Genomic DNA, 23,975 nt, shown 5'->3' with positions numbered 1-23,975 from the left:
GGCTGGTGCCTCTCGCGCGCGGCTGGTGTCTGAGCGTTCACCGACCCGGGTGTGGTGGACGCTCAGGCACCGACGCCAGGGCAGGTGCAGGTGTATGGCTGTCGTCGCCCGCGTCGACCGGGGTACCCGATTGCACGATCTTGCAGGCCTCTGCAAGAATGTGCACATGGCTTCCCTCAAGATCGCCGTCGCAGGCGCGAGCGGGTACGCCGGTGGCGAGGTCCTCCGGCTGCTCCTCGCGCACCCGGAGGTGGAGATCGGCGCCCTCACGGCAGGCTCCAACGCCGGCTCCGCCCTCGGCACCCACCACCCGCACCTGACGCCGCTCGCCGGGCGCGTCCTGTCCGACACGACCCCCGAGGTCCTCGCTGGGCACGACGTGGTGTTCCTCGGGCTTCCGCACGGTGCGTCCGCCGTCGTGGCCGCCGAGCTCGGCGACGACGTCCTCGTCGTCGACTGCGGCGCCGACTTCCGTCTGAGCGACCCCGCAGACTGGACCGCCTTCTACGGCGGGGAGCACGCGGGGACCTGGCCGTACGGGCTGCCCGAGCTCCCCGGCCAGCGCGACCGGCTCGTCGGCACGCGCCGGATCGCCGCGCCGGGCTGCTTCCCGACCGTGTCGACGCTCAGCATCCTGCCGGCTGTCGCGGAGGGGCTGGTCGAGCCCGAGGTGGTCGTCGTCGCCGCCACCGGCACGTCGGGCGCCGGCAAGTCGCTGAAGCCGCACCTGCTCGGCTCCGAGGTGATGGGTCAGGCGTCGGTGTACGGCGTCGGCGGCGTGCACCGCCACACGCCCGAGATCGAGCAGAACCTGCGCCTCGCCGGCGCGGCCGACGCCCGCGTGTCGTTCACGCCGGTGCTCGCGCCGATGTCGCGGGGGATCCTCGCCACCGTCAGCGCTCCGCTCGCGGCAGGCGCAGACGGCGACGCGGTGCGCGCGGCGTACGAGAAGGCGTACGCCGACGAGCCGTTCGTCCACCTGCTGCCCGAGGGCCAGTGGCCGCAGACCAAGGCGGTGCTCGGCTCGAACTGCGTCCACGTCCAGGTCGCCGTCGACTCCAGGGTCAGCCGCGTCGTCGCCGTCGGCGCGATCGACAACCTGACCAAGGGGACCGCGGGCACGGCGATCCAGTCCATGAACGTCGCGCTCGGGCTCCCCGAGACGCTCGGTCTCCCGGTCGTGGGGGTGGCGCCGTGAGCGTCACCGCACCCGAGGGTTTCCGTGCCGCAGGCGTCGCGGCAGGCCTCAAGTCCACCGGCGCGCCCGACGTCGCCCTGGTCGTCAACGACGGTCCGTCCTCCAGCGCCGCCGCGGTCTTCACGTCCAACCGCTGCAAGGCCAACCCTGTCCTGTGGAGCGAGCAGGCGATCCGTACGGGCAGCGCCCGGGCGATCGTCCTCAACTCGGGCGGCGCCAACTGCTACACCGGTCCGGAGGGCTTCGCCACCACGCACCGTACGGCGGAGACCGCCGCCGAGCTGCTCGGCGTGGCTCCGATCGACGTCCAGGTCGCCTCGACCGGGCTCATCGGGCTCCTCAACGACCGGGACGCGCTCCTCGCGGGGGTGCGGTCGGCCGTGGCCGTGCTCGACACCGACGGCGGACCCGACGCCGCCGCGGCGATCATGACCACCGACACACGGCCGAAGCAGGCGGTCCACGAGGGTGCGGGCTACACGATCGGCGGGATGGCGAAGGGGGCGGGGATGCTCGCGCCCTCGCTGGCCACGATGCTCGTGGTCCTCACGACCGACGCGGTGCTCACGCCGGAGCAGTGCGACCAGGTGCTGCGCCACGCGACGGCACGCAGCTTCGACCGCCTCGACTCTGACGGCTGCCAGTCCACGAACGACACGGTCCTGCTGATGGCGAGCGGGGCGTCCGGCACCGAGCCGTGCGTCGACGAGCTCGCCGAGCAGCTCGCCGGCCTCTGCCGCGACCTCGCGCTGCAGCTGCTGTCGGACGCCGAGGGCGCCGACCACGACATCGCGATCGACGTCGTGAACGCCGCCACCGAGGCAGACGCGCTCGAGGTCGGACGAGCCGTCTCGCGCAGCGCGCTGTTCAAGACCGCGATCTTCGGGCGCGACGCCAACTGGGGGCGGATCCTCGCCTCGGTGGGCACCACGGCGGCCGCGTTCGACCCCGCCGACCTCGACGTCGCCATCAACGGCGTGTGGGTGTGCCGCAACAGCGGGCCCGGCGAGTCCCGCGACCTCGTCGACCTCGAGCCGCGTGCGGTGACCGTGACGATCGACCTCAAGGCGGGACCGGAGAAGGCGACCATCTGGACCAACGACCTCACGCAGGCGTACGTCCACGAGAACTCGGCGTACTCGTCATGACGGGCCTCGACACCGGCGCCGGCCTCCCGGCGGAGTGGAAGCTCAAGACCGAGAAGGCCGCGATCCTCGCCGACGCGCTCCCGTGGCTGATGAAGTACCACGGCAAGGTCATCGTCGTGAAGTACGGCGGCAACGCGATGGTCGACGACGAGCTCAAGAAGGCGTTCGCCGAGGACATCATGTTCTTGCGCTACGCCGGGTTCAAGCCCGTCGTCGTGCACGGGGGCGGTCCCCAGATCTCGACCATGCTGGACCGGCTCGGCATCGCCTCGGAGTTCCGCGGCGGCCTCCGCGTCACCACGCCCGAGGCGATGGACGTCGTCCGGATGGTGCTGGTGGGTCAGGTCGGTCGCGAGCTGGTCGGTCTCCTCAACGCGCACGGGCCGGTCGCCGTCGGTCTGTCCGGTGAGGACGGCGGGCTCTTCACCGCGGTGCAGACGCGCGCCGTCGTCGACGGCGAGGACGTCGACCTCGGGCTGGTCGGCGAGGTCAGCGAGGTCCGCCCGGAGGCGGTGCTCGACCTGATCGAGGCCGGGCGGGTCCCGGTGGTGTCGTCGGTCGCCCCGGACGTGACGGGGCAGGTCCACAACGTCAACGCCGACACGGCTGCGGCTGCGCTCGCCGTCGCGCTCGGCGCCGAGAAGCTCCTCGTCCTCACCGACGTCGAGGGCCTCTACCGCGACTGGCCTGACAGTGACGACGTGATCGGCGAGATCGGCGTCGACGCGCTCGAACAGCTCATGCCGAGCCTCGCGTCCGGCATGGTCCCGAAGATGGGCGCCTGCCTGATGGCCGTACGCGGCGGCGTGCCGCGCGCGACGGTCGTCGACGGGCGCGAGCTCCACGCCGTGCTGCTCGAGATCTTCACCGACGAGGGCGTGGGGACGCAGGTGCTCCCCGAGGCAGAGACCAAGATCCGGACCGCACTGAGGAGGCAGGCGTGAGCGAGGGGACGACGCAGGAGGAGTGGCTGGACCGCTACTCCGGCGCACTGATGAACACCTTCGGCACCCCCCAGCGCGTGCTGGTGCGCGGCGAGGGGGCGTACGTGTGGGACGCCGACGGCAACCGCTACCTCGACCTCCTCGCGGGCATCGCCGTGAACGCGCTCGGGCATGCTCACCCGGCGGTCCTCAAGGCGGTCTCCGAACAGCTGGGCACGCTCGGCCACGTCTCCAACTTCTTCGCCACCGAGCCCCAGGTGACCCTCGCGGAGCGGCTGCTCGCCCTCCTCGGCACCGAGGGCAAGGTGTTCTTCACGAACTCCGGGACCGAGGCCAACGAGGCGGCGTTCAAGCTGACCCGGCGGACCGGCCGGACCCGGCTCGTCTCCGCGACCGGCAGCTTCCACGGCCGCACGATGGGCGCGCTCGCGCTGACAAGCAAAGAGGCCTACCGGGCGCCGTTCGAGCCGCTGCCCGGCGACGTCACGTTCGTCCCGTACGGCGATGTCGACGCGCTGCGCGCGGCGGTGGACGACACCGTGGCCGCCGTCGTGCTGGAGCCGCTCCAGGGCGAGGCGGGTGCGATCGAGCCCGGCGCCGGCTACCTCGCCGCGGCCCGCGAGATCACGTCCGAGCACGGCACGCTGCTGTGGATCGACGAGGTCCAGACCGGTGTCGGACGCACGGGCGCATGGTTCGCGCACACGGCGGAGGGGATCGTGCCCGACGTCGTGACGCTCGCCAAGGGGCTCGGCGGCGGCATCCCGATCGGCGCCTGCATCGCAGTCGGCGCTGCGGGCGACCTGCTGCAGCCCGGCAACCACGGCACGACCTTCGGCGGCAACCCGGTCGCGGCTGCCGCCGCCCACGCGGTGCTCGACACGATCGAGTCCGACGGCCTGCTCGCGCACGCGACCGCCGCAGGGGAGCGGTTGCGTGCAGGGCTGGCCGATCATCGGCTGGTCGCCGACACCTCGGGCGCGGGACTGCTCGTCGGCATCGGCCTGACGCAGCCCGTCGCCGCGCAGGTTCAGTCCGAGGTGCTCGGCCGCGGCGTGGTCATCAACGCCGCCGCGCCGGACCGGCTCCGGCTCGTCCCTCCGCTGATCCTCACCGCGGAGCAGGCCGACGAGGCCGTCGCCGTGATCCGAGCCGTCCTCGACGAGGTCGCAACCGACGCCCGCACCGCACCCGAGGGAGAGGACGCATGAGGCACTTCCTGCGTGACGACGACCTGACCGCCGCCGAGCAGCTCGAGATCCTCGACCTCGCCGACGCGCTGAAGGCGGACCCGTACGCGTCCCGTCCGCTCGCGGGTCCCCAGACGGTCGCGGTGATCTTCGACAAGGCCTCCACGCGCACCCGGATCTCGTTCGCCGTCGGAGTCGCCGACCTCGGCGGCAACCCGCTGGTGATCGACGCCGGGAGCAGCCAGATGGGCCGGGGTGAGTCGATCTCCGACACCACCCGGGTGCTCGAGCGGATGGTGTCGGCGATCGTGTGGCGCACCTTCGCCCAGGCCGGGCTCGAGGAGATGGCGTCGGTCAGCCGCGTCCCGGTCGTCAACGCGCTGAGCGACGACTTCCACCCGTGCCAGCTGCTCGCCGACCTGCAGACCGTCCGCGAGCACAAGGGGACGCTGGCGGGGCTCACGCTCACCTACGTCGGCGACGGCGCGAACAACATGGCGCACTCCTACCTCCTGGCCGGGGCGACGGCCGGCATGCACGTCCGGATCGGAGCACCGGCGGCGTACGCCCCGCGGGCCGACGTGGTCGCCGCCGCCGAGAAGGTCGCGGCCACCACCGGCGGCTCGGTGGCGGTGCTGACCGACGCGACCGAGGCTGCGGCCGGTGCCGACGTGCTCGCCACCGACACCTGGGTGTCGATGGGGCAGGAGGACGAGAAGGCCGAGCGGATCGCGACCTTCGGCGCGTACGGCATCACGAGCGCGCTGCTCGCCGCAGCCGCCGACGACGCGATCGTTCTCCACTGCCTGCCGGCCTACCGCGGCCTGGAGATCGACGGCGCCGTCATCGACGGTCCGCAGAGCGTCGTCTGGGACGAGGCGGAGAACCGCCTCCATGCCCAGAAGGCCCTCCTGGTGTGGCTCCTCCAGCGGTCCGGGAGCACGCCGTGAGTGCGATCCCCGGGACGAAGGCGGCCCGCCAGCAGCGCATCGTCGACCTGCTGCGTACCCACGTCGTGCGCTCGCAGAACGACCTCGCCGACCTGCTCGCGGCCGACGGGCTCTCCGTGACACCGTCGACCCTGTCGCGCGACCTGGTCGAGCTCGACGCCGTACGCGTCCGTCACTCCAGCGGCGGTCTCGTCTACGCGGTGCCCGCCGAGGGTGGCGACCGGACCCCACGGCCCGCGGTCGAGACGGTGTCTGCCCAGGCGAGGCTGGCGCGACTGTGCAACGAGCTGCTGGTCTCGGCCGAGGGGTCCGCGAACCTGGTCGTCCTGCGAACACCGCCCGGTGCAGCGCAGTTCTTCGCCGCGGCGATCGACCACGCAGCCCCGGGCAACCTTCTCGGCACCATCGCAGGAGACGACACCGTGCTCGTCATCTGCAAGGACCCCGTCGGGGGGCCGGCGGTCGCGGACGAGTTCCGCGCGCTGGCGAGCCCCACGACCGTGGTCACGAACACCAGCGCGGCGTCGGACGACGCCCGCGCAATCTCGGACAACCTGCCCTCGGGCAAGAACACCAAGGAGACATCATGAGTGATCGGGTCGTACTCGCGTACTCGGGCGGCCTGGACACCTCGGTGGCCATCGGCTGGCTCGGCCAGGAGACCGACGCCGAGGTCATCGCGGTCGCGGTCGACGTCGGCCAGGGCGGCGAGGACATGGACGTGGTCCGTGAGCGCGCGCTGGCGTGCGGCGCCGTCGAGTCGATCGTCATCGACGCCAAGGACGAGTTCGCCGAGGACTACTGCCTGCCGGCGGTCCGCGCGAACGCGCTCTACCAGGACCGCTACCCGCTGGTCTCCGCGCTGTCGCGCCCGCTGATCGTGAAGCACCTCGTCGAGGCAGCGACGTACCACGGCGCCAACGTCGTCTCCCACGGGTGCACCGGCAAGGGCAACGACCAGGTCCGCTTCGAGGTCGGCACGAAGGCGCTCGCTCCGCACCTGAAGGTCATCGCGCCCGTCCGCGACTACGCGTGGACCCGCGAGAAGGCGATCGCGTACGCCGAGGAGCACGACCTGCCGATCGACGTGACCAAGAAGTCGCCGTACTCGATCGACCAGAACGTCTGGGGCCGCGCGGTCGAGACCGGCTTCCTCGAGGACATCTGGAACGGCCCGATCGAGGACCTGTACTCCTACACCTCCGACCCGGCGCAGCAGCGTGACGCCGACGAGATCGTCATCGGCTTCGAGGCCGGTGCACCGGTCGCGATCGACGGCAAGCCCGTCACGATGCTCCAGGCGATCCAGCAGCTCAACGAGCGTGCCGGTGCCCAGGGCATCGGCCGCCTCGACATGGTCGAGGACCGCCTCGTCGGCATCAAGAGCCGCGAGATCTACGAGGCGCCGGGCGCGATCGCGCTGATCGCCGCCCACATGGAGCTCGAGAACGTCACCGTCGAGCGCGAGCTGGCCCGCTTCAAGCGCGGCGTCGACCAGCGCTGGGGCGAGCTGGCGTACGACGGCCTGTGGTTCTCGCCGCTCAAGCAGACTCTCGACGCGTTCGTGAACGCGTCGCAGGAGGCGGTCACCGGCGAGATCCGGATGACGCTGCACGCCGGCAAGGCGACGGTCACCGGGCGTCGTTCGGCGACCAGCCTGTACGACTTCAACCTCGCGACGTACGACGAGGGCGACACGTTCGACCAGAGCATGGCGAAGGGCTTCATCGAGATCTTCGGCATGTCGAGCACGTTGGCCAACAAGCGCGACCAGGCGCTGGCAGGGGAGTGAGCATGACCGGCGAGCAGCCCGAGGAGGTCACGGGGGAGCGGTCCGCGCTGTGGGGCGGGCGCTTCGCGTCAGGTCCGTCGCCGGAGCTGGAGGCGCTCTCGCGCTCCACCCACTTCGACTGGCGACTGGCGCCGTACGACCTGGCGGGCTCGCGTGCGCACGCGCGCGTGCTGTCACGGTCGGGGCTCCTGACCGATGACGACCTGACGTCGCTGCTCGCCGGCATCGACGCGCTGGAGGACGACGTGGCCTCCGGTGCGTTCAGCCCGGAGCCGGGGGACGAGGACGTGCACACCGCCCTGGAGCGGGGCCTGGTCGAGCGGCTGGGTGCCGAGCTCGGGGGGCGGCTTCGCGCCGGCCGCTCGCGCAACGACCAGATCGCGACCCTCGGACGGCTGTACCTCCGCGACCACGCCGCCGAGATCGGTCGCCTGGTCGAGGCGCTCGTCGCCGCGCTGGCAGACCAGGCCGAGCGGCACCTCGGCGTCGCGATGCCAGGCCGTACGCACCTCCAGCACGCTCAGCCGGTGCTGCTGAGCCACCACCTGCTGGCGCACGCGTGGCCGCTGGTGCGCGACCTGGATCGTCTCGCGGACTGGGAGAAGCGGGTGGCGGCTGAGTCGCCGTACGGGTCGGGTGCGCTCGCGGGCTCCTCGCTCGGACTCGATCCCGAGCAGGTCGCGGCCGACCTGGGCTTCACCGGCTCCGCCCCGAACTCGATCGACGGCACGGCGTCGCGCGACTACGTGGCCGAGTTCGCGTTCGTCACCGCGATGATCGGTGTCGACGTCTCGCGGATCGCGGAGGAGATCATCCTCTGGAACACCAAGGAGTTCGGGTTCGTCACGCTCGACGACGGCTACTCGACCGGGTCGAGCATCATGCCGCAGAAGAAGAACCCGGACATCGCCGAGCTCGCGCGCGGGAAGGCCGGCCGCGTCATCGGCAACCTGACCGGCCTGATGGCGACGCTGAAGGCGCTCCCGCTGGCGTACAACCGTGACCTGCAGGAGGACAAGGAGCCGGTCTTCGACTCCGTCGACACGCTCGAGGTCCTGCTGCCGGCGTTCACCGGGATGATCGCGACGCTGACGTTCCACACCGAGCGCCTCGAGTCGCTGGCACCGCAGGGCTTCGCTCTGGCGACCGACATCGCCGAGTGGCTGGTGCGCGAGGGTGTCCCGTTCCGTGAGGCGCACGAGATCTCCGGTGCGTGCGTACGGGTCGCGGAGGGTCAGGACAAGGAGCTGTGGGATCTCACCGACGACGAGCTCGCCGCGATCTCGCCGCACCTCACTCCGGCCGTGCGGGACGTGCTGAGCGTCGAGGGGTCCATCGGGTCGCGCGATGCCCGGGGCGGTACGGCGCCGGTGCGCGTCGCCGAGCAGCTGGCCGAGCTGCGCGCCCGGCTCTCCTGACCGGGTCTCACCCGTCCCGTCCCCGATTTGTGGACTTTGGCAATGAATCACCGGTGGGATTCCTTGCCAAAGTCCACAAATCGGGGACGGGGAGGACGAGGCAGACTGGGCGACGTGGACACCGTCGAGACCGAGGCACGTGCCCTGCTGGGCGCGACGCTCACCCACGACGGTGTGAGCGTCCGGATCACCGAGGTCGAGGCGTACGGCGGCGTCGGTGATCCGGCGTCCCACGCGGCGCGGGGACCGACGCCGCGCAGCGCGATCATGTTCGGCCCGCCGGACGTGCTGTACGTCTACCTGTCGTACGGGATGCACCACTGCGCGAACGTGGTCGTCGGCAAGGACGGCGACGCCTCGGCGGTGCTGCTGCGAGCCGGCGAGGTCGTCGCCGGCATCGAGCTCGCGCGCATCCGGCGCGGCACCGACGTGCCCGACGTCCGTCTCGCCCGCGGGCCGGCGAACCTCACCCGCGCACTCGGCCTCGCGCTCGCGCACAACGGCGCCGCGCTCGCCGGACCCGAGGTCGTGCTGCGCCGTCCCGCCGGGCCCGCAGCGGCGGTGAGCTGCGGCCCGAGGGTGGGAGTCTCACAGGCGGCAGACGTGCCCTGGCGGTTCTGGCTGACCGGCGACCCCACCGTGTCGGCGTACCGCCGGAGCCCCCGTGCCGGCACACCAGACGCTGCGCGAGGATGAGCGCCATGCACCGCACCCGGCTCCTTCCCGGCCTCGCCGCCGCGCTCCTGTCCCTGCTGCTCGTCTCGTGCGGGAGCGCCGCGGACGTGGTGAAGCAGTCCGGCGGCGGCGCGTGGGGCACCGCGGGAGCGAGCCTTCCGCTGACGGCAGACGGCGGGATCGTGGTCACCGCGCACGACCTCGACCCGACCGGGAGCTATCCGGACGACCCGGTCGCGGTCGCCGTCTACGTCGAACCGCTGTGCCCGCACTGCGGCGCGTTCGCCGCCGACCAGGGACGGCTGCTGGCCGCACGGCTCGCCGCGGGCTCGATCACCCTCGAGTACCGCCTGGTCTCGTTCCTCGACAACGGCAGCACCGACCGCGCGTCCGCCCGCAGCGTCAACGCCGCCCTGTGCGTGTCCGCCGCGGGAGGCCCAGCCGCGTACGAGGCGTACGTCGCTTCGCTGCTCGAGAACCAGCAGCCGGGCGGCATGTCCGACGACGAGCTGGTCGACCTCGCCGACGACCTCGGCGACGACGGCACCGAGGCCTGCATCCGCGACGAGGTCCATGCCGACCTCGTCTCGGACCTGTCCGAACGCGGGCTCAAGGCGATCTCGGGCACGCCGGCGGTGGTCGTCGACGGTCGCCCGCTCGAGCAGATCCCGACGACCGCCGAGCTGGAGGCGATGCTCGGCAGCGAGGTCGTCTGACGGCGGACGTCGCCTGACGCCAGACGTCAGAGCACGGCGGACGTCGCCTGACGCCAGACGTCAGAGGGGGAGCGCGACGGCGTCGAGCGCCGTGACGAGCGCTCCGACGACCGACGCCTGGTCGCCGCGCTCGGACACCCGGACCGCGATCTCGCCGCCGAGCCCGTCGACCGCGTGACGCCGGAGCCCGTCCCGGATCCCGTCGACGACGATGCCGCACGCGAGGTCTCCGCCGACGACGATGAGCTCGGGGCTCAGCAGGTTGGCGAGGATGGCGGAGCCCTGGCCGAGCGCACGCCCGGCGTCCTCGAGCAGCCGGCGCGCACCGGCGTCGCCGGCGTCGGCGAGGTCGACGAGGTCGTGGACGGCCAGGTCCGGGATCCGGCTGTGCAGCTGGGTGACGAGGCCGGAGCCACCCGCGTACGCCTCGAGGCAGCCGCGACTGCCGCACCGGCAGAGGGGCCCTGTCTCGTCCAGCGTGATGTGGCCGAGCTCGCCGGCCGTGCCGAGACCGCCGCGGTAGAGGGTGCCGTCGAGGACGAGGCCGCACCCGATGCCCGACGACACCTTGAGGTAGGCGAGCGTGCTGACCTCGGGGTGGTCGCTGTGCTCGGCGAGCGCGCCGAGATTGGCGTCGTTGTCGACGAGCGTGGGCATCTGGAGCGCCTTCGACGCGACGTCGGCGGCAGCGACGCCGACCCAGCCGGGAAGGATGGACCCGGCGGTGATCCGCCCGTCCTTGGTGATCGGGGCGGGCAGCCCCAGCCCGGCCGCATGCACGTGCGAGCGGTCCTCGCCGAGCTCGGTCAGCAGCGAGTCGAGGAGCTCGTCGGCGAGCGCGAGCCCGTCGCCGTACGCGTGGTCGTTGTCGAGCTTGCGTCGCGACGTGATCAGCGGTCGGGCCGCGAGGTCCCCGAGCGCGACCTCGAGGTGGGAGTGGCCGAAGTCGATGCCTGCGACCAGCCCGGCGCCACGCGCGATGCTGACGGTGAGACCCGCGCGACCGCCGCTCCCGGCCGTCTCGACGAGCCCGCTGGCGACCAGCTGGCGGACGATGTTGGAGACGGTTGCGGGCGCGAGATCGGTCCGTCGGGCGATCTCTGCCTGGCTCAGCTCGCTGTCGGTTCGGAGCACCGTCACGACACGCGCCAGGTTCGCTGAGCGCAGCGCTGACGTCGATCCGGTGGGACGCATGGGGTCAACCTAGTCGGATTTGGCAAATCGTCAAGAGGTGAACCTTTCACGTGAATGTTTCGGTTCTGCAACGCTCTTATGTTCAGAACTTGACGATTTCTCGGTTGATGCCAAGACTGTGGATCGACGGACGTGGAGTTCTCTGCGTCACATCATCTTCCTGGGGAGGAAACGTGAAGAAGTTTGCCCGCACCGCTGTAGGGGCGGCGTCGGTCGTGGTGCTCGCGGCCGCACTGGGCGCCTGCGGAGGCGACGACGATGGAGGCGGCAGCAGCAGCGACAGCAAGACCATCGCGCTCCTGCTCCCCGAGACCAAGACCACCCGCTACGAGGCGTTCGACAAGCCGCTCTTCGAGGCGAAGGTCCAGGAGCTCTGCGACGACTGCGAAGTCAAGTACCTCAACGCTGACCAGGACGCCTCGAAGCAGCAGCAGCAGGCCGAGTCGGCGATCACCGACGGCGCTGCCGTTCTCGTGCTCGACCCGGTCGACAGCGAGGCCGCCGTCGGCATCGTGAAGTCGGCCCAGTCCTCCGACGTGCCGGTCATCGCGTACGACCGCTTCATCGAGGGCGCCGACTACTACATGTCGTTCGACAACGAGCGTGTGGGCGAGCTCCAGGGCGAGGCCCTCGTCGAGGCGACCGGTGGTTCGGGCGACATCCTCATGCTCAACGGCGCGCCGACCGACCCGAACGCCGCCCAGTTCAAGACGGGAGCGCACAAGGCCATCGACGCCAGCGGCCTCAACGTCGTCGCTGAGTTCGACAACCCGGACTGGAGCCCCGACAACGCGCAGAAGTTCGTGACGTCGCAGCTCAACAACATCGACGCGGCCTCGCTGGCCGGTGTCTACGCTGCCAACGACGGTCAGGCTGGTGGCGTGATCGCCGCCCTCCGTGCTGACGGTCTGACGAAGTTCCCGCCGGTCACCGGCCAGGACGCCGAGCTCGCCGCCATCCAGCGCATCGTCGCCGGCGACCAGTTCATGACCATCTACAAGTCGATCAAGACCGAGGCCGAGAAGGCCGCCGAGGTCGCGGTCGCGCTGGTCAACGGGGACGACGTGGGCGAGACGACGGACTTCCAGGGCGTCAAGTCGTTCATCTTCGACCCGGTGGTCGTCACGACGGACAACGTCAACGACACCGTCGTGGCCGATGGGTTCTACTCGGTGGAAGACATCTGCACGGCTGAGTACGCGGACGCCTGTGCGGCCGCGGGCCTCAGCTGACCTGCTGCCACCCGGGTCCGGGTGGTCACGCTCGCCGTGGCCACCCGGACCGTTCCCGTTCCCACGACCAGCGAAGGACACCATGAACGACGGCAGTCAGCCGATCCTCTCGCTGCGCGGCATCGACAAGCGCTTCGGCGCCGTGCAAGCCCTCAGCGACGTCTCCATCGACGTGCGACCCGGAGAAGTGGTCGCACTCGTGGGGGACAACGGCGCAGGGAAGTCCACCCTCGTCAAGATCATGTCCGGCGTCTACCAGCCCGACGGCGGGGAGATCACCTTCGACGGTCGTCAGGTGTCGATCAACGGCCCGAAGGCCGCGCAGTCGCTCGGCATCGCGACGGTCTTCCAGGACCTCGCGCTGTGCGACAACCTCGACGTCGTCGCCAACCTCTTCCTCGGGCACGAGCGCACCAGCGCCGGCGTGCTGGACGAGGTCGAGATGGAGCGCCACTCGTGGGAGCTGCTCCGCCAGCTCTCCGCCAAGATCCCGTCCGTCCGCATCCCGATCGCCTCGCTGTCCGGCGGTCAGCGCCAGACCGTCGCGATCGCCCGCAGCCTCGTGGGCGAGCCGAAGGTCGTCATGCTCGACGAGCCGACCGCTGCCCTGGGCGTCGCCCAGACCGCGGAGGTCCTCAACCTCGTCGAGCGGCTGCGCTCGCGCGGGCTCGGCGTGGTGCTGATCAGCCACAACATGGCCGACGTCCAGGCGGTCGCCGACCGGATCTACGTGCTGCGTCTCGGACGCAACGGCGCGGAGTTCGAGATCGGCGAGGTCACCACGGAGCAGCTCGTGGCCGCGATCACCGGTGCGTCCGACAACGTGGTCGCCGAGCGAGCGGCGCGCGACAAGACGGGGGCGACGATCGCCCCTGAAGACATCGATCCCGACGCCGTGCTGCCGGACGGCCACCACGCGCCCGGCACCGGCACCACACCCGACTCGGACGAGGAGCGCGACGCATGAGCACCGCGTACGACCAGAGCGACGAGCGTCTCGTCGAGGCGGGGACACCTCGCGCAGCACTGGGCGCGTTCGGACGCCGGATCCGGTCCGGCGACCTGGGCATGGCCCCGGTCATCATCGGCCTCGTCGTGATCTGGGTGATCTTCTTCCTCCAGAACGACCGCTTCCTGTCCTCGCGCAACCTCGTCAACCTGAGCCTCGACTCGGCGACGATCGGCATGATCTCGCTCGGGATCGTGCTCGTCCTCCTCCTCGGCGAGATCGACCTGTCGGTCGGCTCGGTGAGCGGCGTGGGCGGCTCGATCATGGCTGTCCTGCTGGTCTACCAAGGCTGGCCGCTCCTGGCGGCGATCCTGATGGCGCTCGCGGTCGGCGTGGCGATCGGGCTGTTCTACGGCCTGCTCTTCACGCAGTTCGGGGTTCCCAGCTTCGTCATCACGCTGGCCGGTCTGCTCGCGTTCCTCGGCGTGCAGCTGTGGGTGCTCGGGAGCCGCGGCACGGTGAACCTGCCGGTCGACTCGTGGCTCATCGAGTTCGCGAACTTCAAGTTCCTGTCCCCGCTGGCGTCGTACGTCCTCGCGGTCGCGATCGGCCTGGTCTACCTGGTGACGCGGCTGCGCACGATCCAGCGGCGCCGCGCAGCGAACCTCTCGGCTCCGTCGTTCCAGGGAGCGGTGATCCGTTCCGCCGTCATGGTCGCGGCGATGCTGTTCGGCGCGTGGTACCTCAACCAGGACCGCGGCGTCGGCTACATGCCGCTCTTCTGGGTGGCGGCGATCGTCACCGTCGACCTCATCCTGCGCAAGACCCGCTTCGGCCGATCGGTGTTCGCGGTCGGCGGCAACGAGGAGGCGTCGAGGCGTGCGGGTGTCGCGGTGAACAAGGTCTACATCACCGTGTTCGCGGCGTGCTCGACCTTCGCGGTCCTCGGCGGCATCCTGGCAGCCGGCCGTCTCCAGTCCGTCGCGCAGTCAAGCGGCGGCACCGACACCAACCTGATGGCGATCGCGGCTGCGGTGATCGGCGGGACGAGCCTGTTCGGCGGGCGCGGCTCGGCGTACGCGGCGCTGTTCGGCATGCTCGTGCTCCAGTCGATCACGAGCGGCCTGAACCTCATCGGCGTCGAGGCCGAGGTGCGCTACATCGTCACCGGCATCGTCCTGCTCCTCGCAGTGACGATCGACTCGCTGTCACGTCGAGCGCGGCGAAGCAGCGGTACGGCCTAGCGGCCGCACGATCTCGTACGCGCGACCCCCCGCGTGCGTACGACGGCGGGGCGTCTCCGGACCTGGTCCGGAGGCGCCCCAAGCCGTTCCCAAGCGATCCCCAAGGGGTCACCGCGAGGCTCCTCCTCGTCAGAGAGACGAATGAGGAGCACACATGTCCACCCTGCTTTACCGCCTCGGCCACACGACCGCGGCTCACCCGTGGCGCACGATCTGCGCCTGGGTCGTCGTCCTCGTCGGTGTCTTCGCCCTCGCCTCGAGCGTCGGTGGCACCTTCCAGGACGACTGGGACGTACCCGGAGCCGAAGGCCAGACCGGCCTCGACCAGCTGCGCGCCCACATGCCCGACGCCGGCGGTGCGACCGCACTGATCAGCGTCCACGACGACGACGGCGACCGGCTTCCTGCCGGCGACCTGGAGCGTCTCGCCGACCGCGTCGGCGACGTCCCCCACGTCATCGCCGTCTCTGCGCCGCGCCTGTCCGACGACGGCGACACCGCACTGCTCTCGGTCCGCTACGACGTCCCGGTCACCCACACCGAGGTGATGGGCGAGCTCGCGCCGCTCGAGGATGCCGTCTCCGAGGCCGATCTCGGTGGAGTCGACGTCGACTTCGGCGGCGAGGTCCCCGGGACGGCGATGGAGATGAACGGCCGAGGCGAGCTGATCGGCGTTGGAGTCGCGCTCGTGCTGCTGGTCCTGACCTTCGGGTCGGTGGTCGCTGCCGGGCTCCCGATCGCCGTCGCGCTGTTCGGCCTCGCGCTCGGGTCCGCGGGAGTCACGCTCCTCGCCGCGACCACCAACGTGAGCAGCGATGCACCGACCGTGGCCACGATGGTCGGCCTCGGTGTCGGCATCGACTACGCACTCCTCCTGGTCACCCGGTTCGTGGAGTTCCTGCAGGCTGGCCACCGCCGTGCCGAGGCCGCGGGCCACGCGACCGCGACCGCTGGGCGGGCGGTGCTGTTCGCGGGACTGACGGTCCTCGTGTCGCTGATGGGGCTCGGGCTCGCCGGCCTGCCGACGTACTCGGCGTTCGGCATGGCCACCGGCATCACCGTGCTCGGCGTGATGGCGGCCGCGCTGACGCTGGTGCCCGCGCTGTGCGGGCTGGCGGGCCACCGCCTGGTCTCGCGCAAGGCCCGCAAGGGAGGGACCACCGACTCTGCCCGTACGACGCTGACTGCCCGCTGGGCGGCACGCGTCGGTGCCCGCCCGCTGCCGTGGGCGCTCGCCGCGCTCGTGGTGATGGTGGCGCTCGCCGCCCCCGCCCTGGGCATGCGGACCTTCCCGCAGGACGCCAGCGCGGAGCCGACGAGCTTCACGACGCGTCAGTCGTACGACGTGGTGGCCGACGAGTTCGGTCCGGGGGCGAACGGTCCGCTGACCTTCGTCGCCGACCTGGCCGCCGTCGACGGCGACGACCTCGCCCAGCTGCGTACGACGCTCGCGGAGGATCCGCGCATCGTGGCGGTGGGGGAGCCCGTCACGTCCGCAGACGGGGCGATCGCGGTGTTCGACGCCCAGCCGGCGTTCGGTCCTCAGGACGAGCGGACGACCGACCTGATCACGTCGATGCGTGCCGACGTCCTGCCGGACGGCGTCGCGCTGACGGGCACGACGGCAGTGCTCACCGACATCTCGGAGATGCTGTCCGAGCGGATCTGGGTCGTGGTCGGATTCGTCGTGCTGCTGTCGATGATCCTGCTGGCTGTGATGTTCCGGTCGGTCGTCGTGCCGCTGAAGGCTGCGGCGATGAACCTGTTGTCGATCGGCGCCGCGTACGGCGTGGTGACGCTCGTCTTCCAGCACGGGTGGGGCCTGTCCCTGCTCGGCATGGACCACACCGTGCCGGTGTCGAGCTGGGTGCCGATCCTCACCTTCGCGATCCTGTTCGGGCTCTCGATGGACTACGAGGTGTTCCTGCTCTCGCGGATCCGCGAGGCCTGGTTGCGTACCGGCGACGCCCGGGGGTCCGTCGTCACCGGGCTGGCCTCGAGCGCCCGCGTCATCTCGAGTGCGGCGGCGATCATGGTGGCCGTGTTCATCGGGTTCGCCACCGAGTCCGCCGTGACGGTGAAGATGCTCGGGGTGGCGATGGCGGCCGCGGTCGCACTCGACGCCACCCTCGTACGGCTGGTCCTCGTCCCCGCGACGATGAGCATGCTCGGGCGCTGGAACTGGTGGCTGCCGGCCTGGTTGGACCGCCTGCTCCCGCACGTGCAGGTCGAGGCGGAGATCGCGCCGGACGACGCCGTACGGCCGGCCGCCGGCCAGGTGGACGGCGCTGCCCGACCGGATGGCGCCGCCCAGCCCGACGAGCTCGACGAGGGACAGCCCGCGCGCGGCTGACCGTCGTCAGAACCCGTACGCATCCCGCTGGTGGAGGATCCACTCCTCGACCAGCGGGATGTTCCACGTCGCGGCGAGCGCGAGGGCGTCGTCGGCGTGCCGGGATGCCTGCTCGGGCCGGCCCGACGCGGCGCTGGCAAGGGCGAGGTAGGCGTCGACCGGTCCGAGCGCCATCGTCGATCCCGCGCTCAGCACACCGCCGGCCAGCGGCGCGAGGAGCGTGTACGCCTTCGAGGCCAGGTCGGGAAGGTCGAGCGCGAGCGCGACCTCGGCACCGAAGCCCCAGATCATGGGCGCGATCCAGCTGGAGTCCTCGATGGTCGGGGTGGTCCGCGCGTACAGCGTCCGTGCGTCGTCGATCCGCCCGCGGCGCACGAGGAACCCGGCCGCCGCCATGTGGATCGGGACCGAGGACGTGCGGACGAGCGCGTCGAGCGCACTGTCGGCCCGGTCGCCGTCCTCGTCCTGCGCCTGGCCGCGCCAGATCGCGAGCACCAGCATCAGGCCGCTCAACGCGTCGTACTTGTGGGGTACGGCGATGGTGTCGACCACCCGCAAGAGCTCGTCCAGCGAGCTGCGCGCGCTGTCGAGGTCGCCGCGCATCGCGAGCCACGGGATGCGCATGCAGTCGAGGAACCAGAGCGTGTACGGGAGCTGGAGCTCGAGAGCGATGTCTCGGCCCCGCTCGAGGTCTTCCTCCATCGCGGCGACCATGCCGAGGTCGCTGCGTGCCGTCGCCCGTTGCGCGAGCGCGATCGCCTCGACCCTGCGGTCACCGACGCGTCCGGCGAGCGTGATGGCCTCGTCGGCGAGCGCGAGCCGCTGTCGCGCGGTCCACGGGTGCCAGATCGCGATGAAGGCGGCCGTGCACATGTCCATCAGGAGCGCGTCGTCGGCCAGGCGGCGCGCCATGTCCAGCCCCTCGGTGACGAGCTGCTGGCACTCCTCCTCGCTCGCCGTGTAGTAGAGCTCGTTCGCGAGGCTGATCAGCAGGGTGCACCGGATCGCGGAGTCGTCGGCCGGTAGCGCGGCGAGCGCACGTCGCTGGGCGTCGACGATCGTGTCGCTGGTCTCGCCGAACGTCCGCGTCTGCCACAGCGCCCCTCGCGTCGTGGCGACCGCGGCGCGGGCGAGCAGGGCGGTGTCGCCGATCGCGTCCGCCACCGAGATCGCCTCCTCGACGGCGTCGGTCAGCTCGTCCCACCGGGCAGCCCACCGGGTCGCGTCGGCAAGGGCCAGCAGGAGCTCGTACCGGTCGCCCGGTGACGCGTCCGGATCGACGTCGATCCTGGTGAGGGCGAGATGGAGGAGGTCGGCCGCCTCGTCGTAGCCGTGCCGCTGCTGCGCCGCGAGCGCCGCGCGGTACGCGGAGGTCCACGCCTGCCCGGCGTGGTCGGCGCCGGCCTCCGCCCAGTGCCGGGCGATCTCGGCCACGCGGGCCGACGCCTGCGGTCCGGAGGCGATCGTCTCGGCGATCCGTCCGTGCACCCGCTGCCGACGCGACGGGGACAGGGAGGCATAGACGGCGTCGCGCACCAGCGCGTGCGAGAAGCGGAACCGGTCGTCGCCCTCGTCCCGCAGCATCCCCGCCGCGGTGGCCGGCTCGAGGCGGTCCAGGACGTCGAGGTCGGTGAGCCCGGTGCTCGCCATCACCGTCCCCAGGTCGAACCGGCGGCCCACGACCGCGGCGTGCCGGAGCACGTCGAGCGTGGGCTCAGGCACCGCCCCCAGCCGCCGGCGTACGACGTCGGACACCGCGGTCGGTGGCTCGGCGTCGAGGTCGCCCTCGTCCGCGAGCAGGCGTGCGTACTCGACGACGAAGAACGGGTTGCCCTCGGTCCGGTCGCGCATCGTGCTCGCCGTGCCCTCGGAGACCGGATGGTCCGCGACGGCCTCGAGCACCTGCGCGGTGTCGGCGACCGTCAGGCCCCGGAGGCGGACGGTCGCAGCGTGGCGTCGTGCGAGCGTCTCCATGGTCTCTGCGAGCTGGCCGCGCGGCTCGGGGTGGGCGCGCATCGTCACGAGGAGCAGTAGCCGTGCCTGGTCGGCGATCGTGCACAGGTGCCTGAGGACGCGCAGCGAGGACGGATCGGCCCACTGCAGGTCGTCGAGCGCCACCACGACGGTCTGGTCGGCGGCGGCCGACAGGAGCTGGCGGCAGATGTGGTCCCACGCGGCGAACCGCCCCCCGTCGGGATCGGCGGCGTCGGGGCTCGCCTCCTGCACGACGCTGCCGATGCCGGTGAGGACGGACTCCCACGGCCACAGCGGCGGCGCGCCGCTGTCGGAGGAGCACCTCCCGACGAGCACGTGCGCACCCCGGGAGCGCGCTCGCGCCATCAGCTCGGCGACCAGACGCGACTTGCCGATCCCGGGCTCGCCCACGACGGAGGCGAACTGCGGCTCACCGGCGTCCGCCAGGTCGAGCTTCGCCAGCAGCTCGCCGAGCTCCGCGTCGCGCCCGACCATCGGCCACGGCGGCAACGTCGGCAACGTCGGGAGCCGGTGCTCGGACCGGGGGACCGGTGCGGAGAGCGCGGTCGTGGCGCTCGGCGGCACACCCGGGGGGTCACCGGCCACGGCAGCCGCCGTCGGTGCTGCCGGAGCCCCCACCGCGCCTGCGGGGACCGGCTGCTCCGCCCACGCCACCAGCGGGTCCTGCCGCAGGATCGCGGTCTGCGTGTCCCGTACCAGCGCCGTCGGCTGGAGCCCGAGCTCCTCGTCGAGCGTCGTCGTGAGCCGGCGCACGACCTCCAGCGCGTCGGCCTGACGACCCGTACGAGCGAGCGCCACGGCGCGCAGCGTCCACAGCCGCTCCCGCAACGGGTGCTGCGTCGAGAGCGACTCCAGCTCGGCGGCCACCGTCGCGTGCTCGCCCCGCGCGAGACGTACAACCGCGAGGTCCTCCAGCCCCACGAGCCGCAGCTCGTCCAGCCGGGCGCGCTCGGCCATCGCCTGAGGGTGGTCGGCCAGCTCGTCGTACGCACGTCCGCGCCAGGTCGTCGTCGCCGTCTCGAGGTCGTGACCGATCTGCTCGAGCACCGCGTCGTCGAGCACCCCGGCACCTGGGATCGCGTCGCGTGCGAGCGGTCCCAGTGCCCGGTGCGCGGACTGGAGGAGCGCCGTGGTGGCGGAGGCGTCGACGGTGACCGCGCTCGCGTCGAGCACGTAGCCGCCACCGGTCGTCCGGAGCGGCAGCTCCTCTCCCGGGGCGAGCGCGGTGCCCAGCGCGCGGCGCAGACCCGAGACGTACGACTGGAGCGTGCCGAGCGCGCCATCGGGAGGGGAGTCGCCCCACAGGTAGTCGATCAGCGTGTCGACGCTCTGGACGTTGCCGACTCCGAGCGCGAGCGCAGCGAGCAGGACGCGGTGCTTGCGCGTCCCGAGCGCGACCGGCGGCGATGCCTGCTCGCGGTGTGCCTCCACCGGGCCGAGGACTGCGAGCCACATGGCCATGAGCATAGGTCCGGCGCGGACCTCGGGTCGGGCTTTTCACTGCACACGGAGGCGGGTCCAAGGCGCGTCCCAAGGCGATCCCAAGGACTCCCCAAGGGCGCGGGCGCACGGTGGGACTCGTTCATCACCACGCCGACAGAGCCGTCGGCCACGAAAGCAAGGAAGCACCATGACCACACTGACCGACACGATCGAGACCCGACCGAGTCGTCACCTCGAGCCCGGAGCCGTCGACTTCGACGCCCTGCGGGCCCAGATCGGCCACCGCCTCGTCCTTCCCGGTGACCCCGGGTGGGCGGAGGTCAGCCTCGCCTGGAACCTCGCGGTCGACCAGTCGCCCTCCGCGGTGGTCCTCGCCGAGAGCGCCGCCGACGTCGCAGCCGCCGTCCGGTTCGGTCGTGCGTACGGCGTCGCCGTCGCTCCGCAGGCCGGCGGCCACGGTGCCTCGGCACGCCTGGTCGGAAGCATCGTCGTCCGCAGCAGCGGCCTCGACACGATCGAGATCGACACCGACGCCCGTACGGCTCGGGTCGGTGCAGGTGTGCGCTGGGGCGCGCTCCAGGCGGCCCTCGACGGCACCGGACTCACCGGCATGATCGGGTCTAACCCGGACGTCTCGGTCGTCGGCTACACCCTGCAGGGCGGCTACTCCTGGTTCACCCGTCCGTTCGGGATGGGCGCCGACTCGCTGCGGTCGGCGGAGATCGTCGACGCCGACGGCGTCGTACGCCACGTCGACGACGAGACCGACGCCGAGCTGATGTGGGCCCTGCGCGGGGGCGGTGGCAACCTCGCCTACGTGACGTCGGTGGAGATCGACCTCCACCCCGCGCCCGCCATCGCCGGCGGCCGGATGCTGTTCCCGATCGCGGACGCGCGCAGCGTCCTCAACGCGTTCGCCGACGCGACCCGGACCGCGGGTGAGGCGATCTCGCTGTGGGCCTCGCTCGTCCACGTCCCGAACCTCGACTTCATGCCGGAGGAGGTCCGCGGGCAGTCGTTCGTGGTGGTCGAGTCCTGCACCACCGAGGGGCTCGCCGGGCTCGAGAAGGCGCTCTCGCCGATCCGTGCCGCGGGAGTCCTCGTGTACGACACGGTGGGCGAGCGGACCGCCTCGGAGGTGGGCGACATCTGTGAGGAGCCGGTCGACCCGATGCCGGCGGCGCACAGCGGGATGGGGCTGGGCGAGCTGACCCCCGCCACGATCGACGCGCTGCTGGAGGTCGCTGGGAAGCCCGGCGCGATCCTCCAGGTTCAGGTGCGTCACCTCGGAGCGGGCCGGACGGCACGTCGTCCCGGCCTGATGACCGAGGTCCCGTCCGAGTACATCGCCGTCGCACTCTCGCTCCTGCCCGACCCGGCGCTGGAGCCGATGGTCCGCGACGCGTTCGCGGAGGTGGCCGCGGCGCTGCGACCGTGGACCGCGGGCGCGGTGGGCTCGACGCTGGTCGCGGCGTGGGACACGCTCAACCGCAGCACCTCCTTCGCCGACCGCGAGCGGCTGGCGGACGTGATGGCAGAGCAGGACCCGACGGGAGTGTTCCGCGCTGCCGTCGGCCTCTCCTGAGACCGCGGGACAGGGGTCGTCGGTCCACCGGGGGGCGACCGACGACCCCGTCCCGTGCTGGGGGTGCGCACGGGTGCGGCAGACTGGCTGCGGGACCCGGTCGAGCACCGACCGGGCAGGAGCCATGAGGAGAACACCGTGACCACCCACGTCCTGGACGACCTCGAGGCGCGCGGACTCGTCGCGCACTCGACAGACCGAGACGCCTTGCGCGCCGATCTGTCCGCGGGGCCGGTCACGTATTACGTGGGTTTCGACCCGACCGCTCCGAGCCTGCACATGGGCAACCTGCTGCAGCTGCTCACCGCGCGTCGCCTCCAGCTGGCGGGACACAAGCCGCTGATCCTCGTCGGTGGCTCCACCGGACTCATCGGTGACCCGCGAGACGTGGGGGAGCGGACGATGAACAGTCGCGAGACCGTCGCCGACTGGGTCGGGCGCATCCGGTCGCAGGTCGAGCAGTACGTCTCGTTCGAGGGCGACAACGCTGCGCGCGTCGTGAACAACCTCGACTGGACGAAGGACGTCAACGTCATCGACTTCCTGCGCGACATCGGGAAGCACTTCCCGGTCAACCGGATGCTCGACCGCCAGGTGGTCGCGAGCCGCCTCGAGACGGGCATCAGCTACACCGAGTTCAGCTACGTGCTGCTGCAGTCGATGGACTACCTCGAGCTGTACAGGCGGTACGGCACCGCACTGCAGACCGGAGGCAGCGACCAGTGGGGCAACATCACCGCCGGTGTGGAGCTGATCCGGCGCGCTGAGGGCGCCAAGGTCCACGCCCTGTCGACGCCGCTGATCACGAAGGCGGACGGGACGAAGTTCGGGAAGTCGACCGGGGGAGCGCTGTGGCTCGACCCCGAGATGCTCTCGCCGTACGCCTTCTACCAGACCTGGATCCAGGCCGAGGACTCGAAGGTCATCGAGTACCTGCGCCAGTTCACCTTCCTCGAGCTCGAGGAGATCGAGGCGATCGCGGCGGAGTCGGCCGAGCGTCCCGGGCTGCGCATCGCGCAGCGCAGGCTCGCTGCGGAGGTGACGGCGCTCGTGCACGGTCAGGACGAGGTGCGCGCCGCCGAGCAGGCGTCCGCCGCCCTGTTCGGCCGGGCCGAGCTGGAGGACCTCCCGGAGTCGACCTTGCGCGCCGCGCTGACGGAGGCCGGTCTCGTCACCGTCGATCCAGGTACGCCCCTGGTCGACGCGCTGGTCGTGTCGGGGTTGGTCGACAGCAAGTCCGCGGCGCGGCGGGCCGTGAGCGACGGCGGTGCCTACGTGAACAACGTCCGCGTCGAGGATCCGGACGCGGTCCTCGACGGGCACACCCTCCACGGGGGCCTGGTCGTCCTGCGCAAGGGCAAGAAGTCGGTCGCCGGCGCCGAGCTCGTCAAGGCCTGACCGACGGCGTCTGACCGGTCTGTCCGGAGATGTCCGAGACGTCCACCGGGCCCGTCGACGCACTGCGTCGGCGGGCCCCGGCGTTTCGGCCCGAAAAGTGGGCCTGACCTGCACGAACAGTCGTTGTGAGCCAGGGCACATCGCCTCGATTTGACCGCCTGTTTTCCTCCGCGTAATCTTCTTCTTGTTGCCGGGGACGGCGGCGGGCAAGGCCGAGAGGCCGGGCCCGCGGACCCTGGCGGACAAACCCCCCTCTCTCTGAGACCACCGAACGGTGGCCGTCTTGGCCGCCGCGCAAAGTTCTGGTAGGTTTGGGGGTCGCGCCTTGGTCTGATGCTCCTGTGTTTGGGGTTGAGGGTTTTGTGTGTCTGATGTTTGAGAACTCAACAGTGTGCTAAAAGTCGACGAGATAATCAGTATGGCCTTTTTGGGGTCATGATTCCGTGACAAATTATTTGTCAGCAAATAGTTAGTCCGGGTTCAAATGTTTGATGTTGTGGCTCAGCCTTTGGTTGGGTTTTCGACGGAGAGTTTGATCCTGGCTCAGGACG

At 71.3% G+C, this 23,975-nt stretch carries 18 protein-coding genes; 16 read left to right on the top strand and 2 right to left on the bottom strand.

What is annotated here, in order from left to right:
- Positions 1-166 precede the first annotated feature (166 nt).
- The 10 genes from argC (at position 167) to GH747_RS06180 (ending at position 10,031) form a co-directional block, all read left to right on the top strand.
- Positions 167-1,198: an N-acetyl-gamma-glutamyl-phosphate reductase gene (argC, locus tag GH747_RS06225; RefSeq protein WP_149768743.1), complete on the top strand. Its 1,032-nt coding sequence runs from the start codon at positions 167-169 to the stop codon at positions 1,196-1,198.
- Positions 1,195-2,346, top strand: a complete 1,152-nt coding sequence (gene argJ, locus GH747_RS06220; RefSeq protein WP_149768742.1) for a bifunctional glutamate N-acetyltransferase/amino-acid acetyltransferase ArgJ — start codon at positions 1,195-1,197, stop codon at positions 2,344-2,346. The genes argC and argJ overlap by 4 nt, the downstream gene beginning before the upstream one ends.
- On the top strand, positions 2,343-3,290 hold the full coding sequence (gene argB, locus GH747_RS06215; RefSeq protein WP_149768741.1) for an acetylglutamate kinase: 948 nt from the start codon (positions 2,343-2,345) through the stop codon (positions 3,288-3,290). Before argJ ends, argB begins: the two co-directional genes overlap by 4 nt.
- Entirely contained in the window at positions 3,287-4,501 is a 1,215-nt protein-coding gene (locus GH747_RS06210; RefSeq protein WP_228552804.1) for an acetylornithine transaminase, read from the top strand. The genes argB and GH747_RS06210 overlap by 4 nt, the downstream gene beginning before the upstream one ends.
- Positions 4,498-5,430, top strand: coding sequence for an ornithine carbamoyltransferase (gene argF, locus GH747_RS06205; protein WP_149768740.1), 933 nt, complete (start codon positions 4,498-4,500; stop codon positions 5,428-5,430). The genes GH747_RS06210 and argF overlap by 4 nt, the downstream gene beginning before the upstream one ends.
- Positions 5,427-6,020, top strand: coding sequence for an arginine repressor (locus tag GH747_RS06200; protein WP_149768739.1), 594 nt, complete (start codon positions 5,427-5,429; stop codon positions 6,018-6,020). Before argF ends, GH747_RS06200 begins: the two co-directional genes overlap by 4 nt.
- Complete coding sequence (locus tag GH747_RS06195; RefSeq protein WP_149768738.1) at positions 6,017-7,222, top strand: argininosuccinate synthase; 1,206 nt, start codon at positions 6,017-6,019, stop codon at positions 7,220-7,222. Before GH747_RS06200 ends, GH747_RS06195 begins: the two co-directional genes overlap by 4 nt.
- Positions 7,223-7,224: 2 nt before the next feature.
- Complete coding sequence (gene argH / locus GH747_RS06190; protein ID WP_149768737.1) at positions 7,225-8,640, top strand: argininosuccinate lyase; 1,416 nt, start codon at positions 7,225-7,227, stop codon at positions 8,638-8,640.
- A 114-nt stretch (positions 8,641-8,754) separates the two neighbouring features.
- Positions 8,755-9,336 (top strand): DNA-3-methyladenine glycosylase, encoded by a 582-nt coding sequence (locus GH747_RS06185; RefSeq protein WP_228552803.1) that lies wholly within the window; start codon positions 8,755-8,757, stop codon positions 9,334-9,336.
- A 5-nt stretch (positions 9,337-9,341) separates the two neighbouring features.
- Positions 9,342-10,031, top strand: a complete 690-nt coding sequence (locus GH747_RS06180) for a DsbA family protein (protein ID WP_163695336.1) — start codon at positions 9,342-9,344, stop codon at positions 10,029-10,031.
- Between the two features lie 60 nt (positions 10,032-10,091).
- Here the strand turns inward: GH747_RS06180 and GH747_RS06175 are convergent, their stop codons facing one another.
- Complete coding sequence (locus tag GH747_RS06175; protein ID WP_149768734.1) at positions 10,092-11,225, bottom strand: ROK family transcriptional regulator; 1,134 nt, start codon at positions 11,223-11,225, stop codon at positions 10,092-10,094.
- 173 nt (positions 11,226-11,398) lie between these two features.
- Here GH747_RS06175 and GH747_RS06170 point away from each other — a divergent pair, with 173 nt between their 5' ends.
- The 4 genes from GH747_RS06170 (at position 11,399) to GH747_RS06155 (ending at position 17,003) form a co-directional block, all read left to right on the top strand.
- Positions 11,399-12,457: a substrate-binding domain-containing protein gene (locus tag GH747_RS06170; RefSeq protein ID WP_228552802.1), complete on the top strand. Its 1,059-nt coding sequence runs from the start codon at positions 11,399-11,401 to the stop codon at positions 12,455-12,457.
- Positions 12,458-12,539: 82 nt separating this feature from the next.
- The gene (locus GH747_RS06165; protein ID WP_149768732.1) at positions 12,540-13,424 is read left to right on the top strand and encodes an ATP-binding cassette domain-containing protein; all 885 of its coding nucleotides are present in this window, start codon (positions 12,540-12,542) and stop codon (positions 13,422-13,424) included.
- The gene (locus tag GH747_RS06160) at positions 13,421-14,650 is read left to right on the top strand and encodes a sugar ABC transporter permease (protein WP_149768731.1); all 1,230 of its coding nucleotides are present in this window, start codon (positions 13,421-13,423) and stop codon (positions 14,648-14,650) included. The genes GH747_RS06165 and GH747_RS06160 overlap by 4 nt, the downstream gene beginning before the upstream one ends.
- A 154-nt stretch (positions 14,651-14,804) precedes the next feature.
- Entirely contained in the window at positions 14,805-17,003 is a 2,199-nt protein-coding gene (locus GH747_RS06155) for an MMPL family transporter (protein WP_149768730.1), read from the top strand.
- 6 nt (positions 17,004-17,009) lie between these two features.
- Here the strand turns inward: GH747_RS06155 and GH747_RS06150 are convergent, their stop codons facing one another.
- Positions 17,010-20,453: an ATP-binding protein gene (locus tag GH747_RS06150; RefSeq protein ID WP_163695333.1), complete on the bottom strand. Its 3,444-nt coding sequence runs from the start codon at positions 20,451-20,453 to the stop codon at positions 17,010-17,012.
- Positions 20,454-20,628: 175 nt separating this feature from the next.
- Between GH747_RS06150 and GH747_RS06145 the strand changes: the two genes are divergently transcribed.
- Together GH747_RS06145 and tyrS are read left to right on the top strand one after the other, a co-directional pair.
- On the top strand, positions 20,629-22,026 hold the full coding sequence (locus GH747_RS06145) for an FAD-binding oxidoreductase (protein WP_163695329.1): 1,398 nt from the start codon (positions 20,629-20,631) through the stop codon (positions 22,024-22,026).
- Positions 22,027-22,164: 138 nt separating this feature from the next.
- On the top strand, positions 22,165-23,424 hold the full coding sequence (gene tyrS, locus GH747_RS06140; protein ID WP_149768727.1) for a tyrosine--tRNA ligase: 1,260 nt from the start codon (positions 22,165-22,167) through the stop codon (positions 23,422-23,424).
- Positions 23,425-23,975 lie beyond the last annotated feature (551 nt).

Origin of the sequence: Mumia xiangluensis (assembly GCF_010994095.1) — a bacterium.
GTDB lineage: Bacteria > Actinomycetota > Actinomycetes > Propionibacteriales > Nocardioidaceae > Mumia > Mumia xiangluensis.
This window is presented reverse-complemented; position numbering and strand designations above follow the sequence as displayed.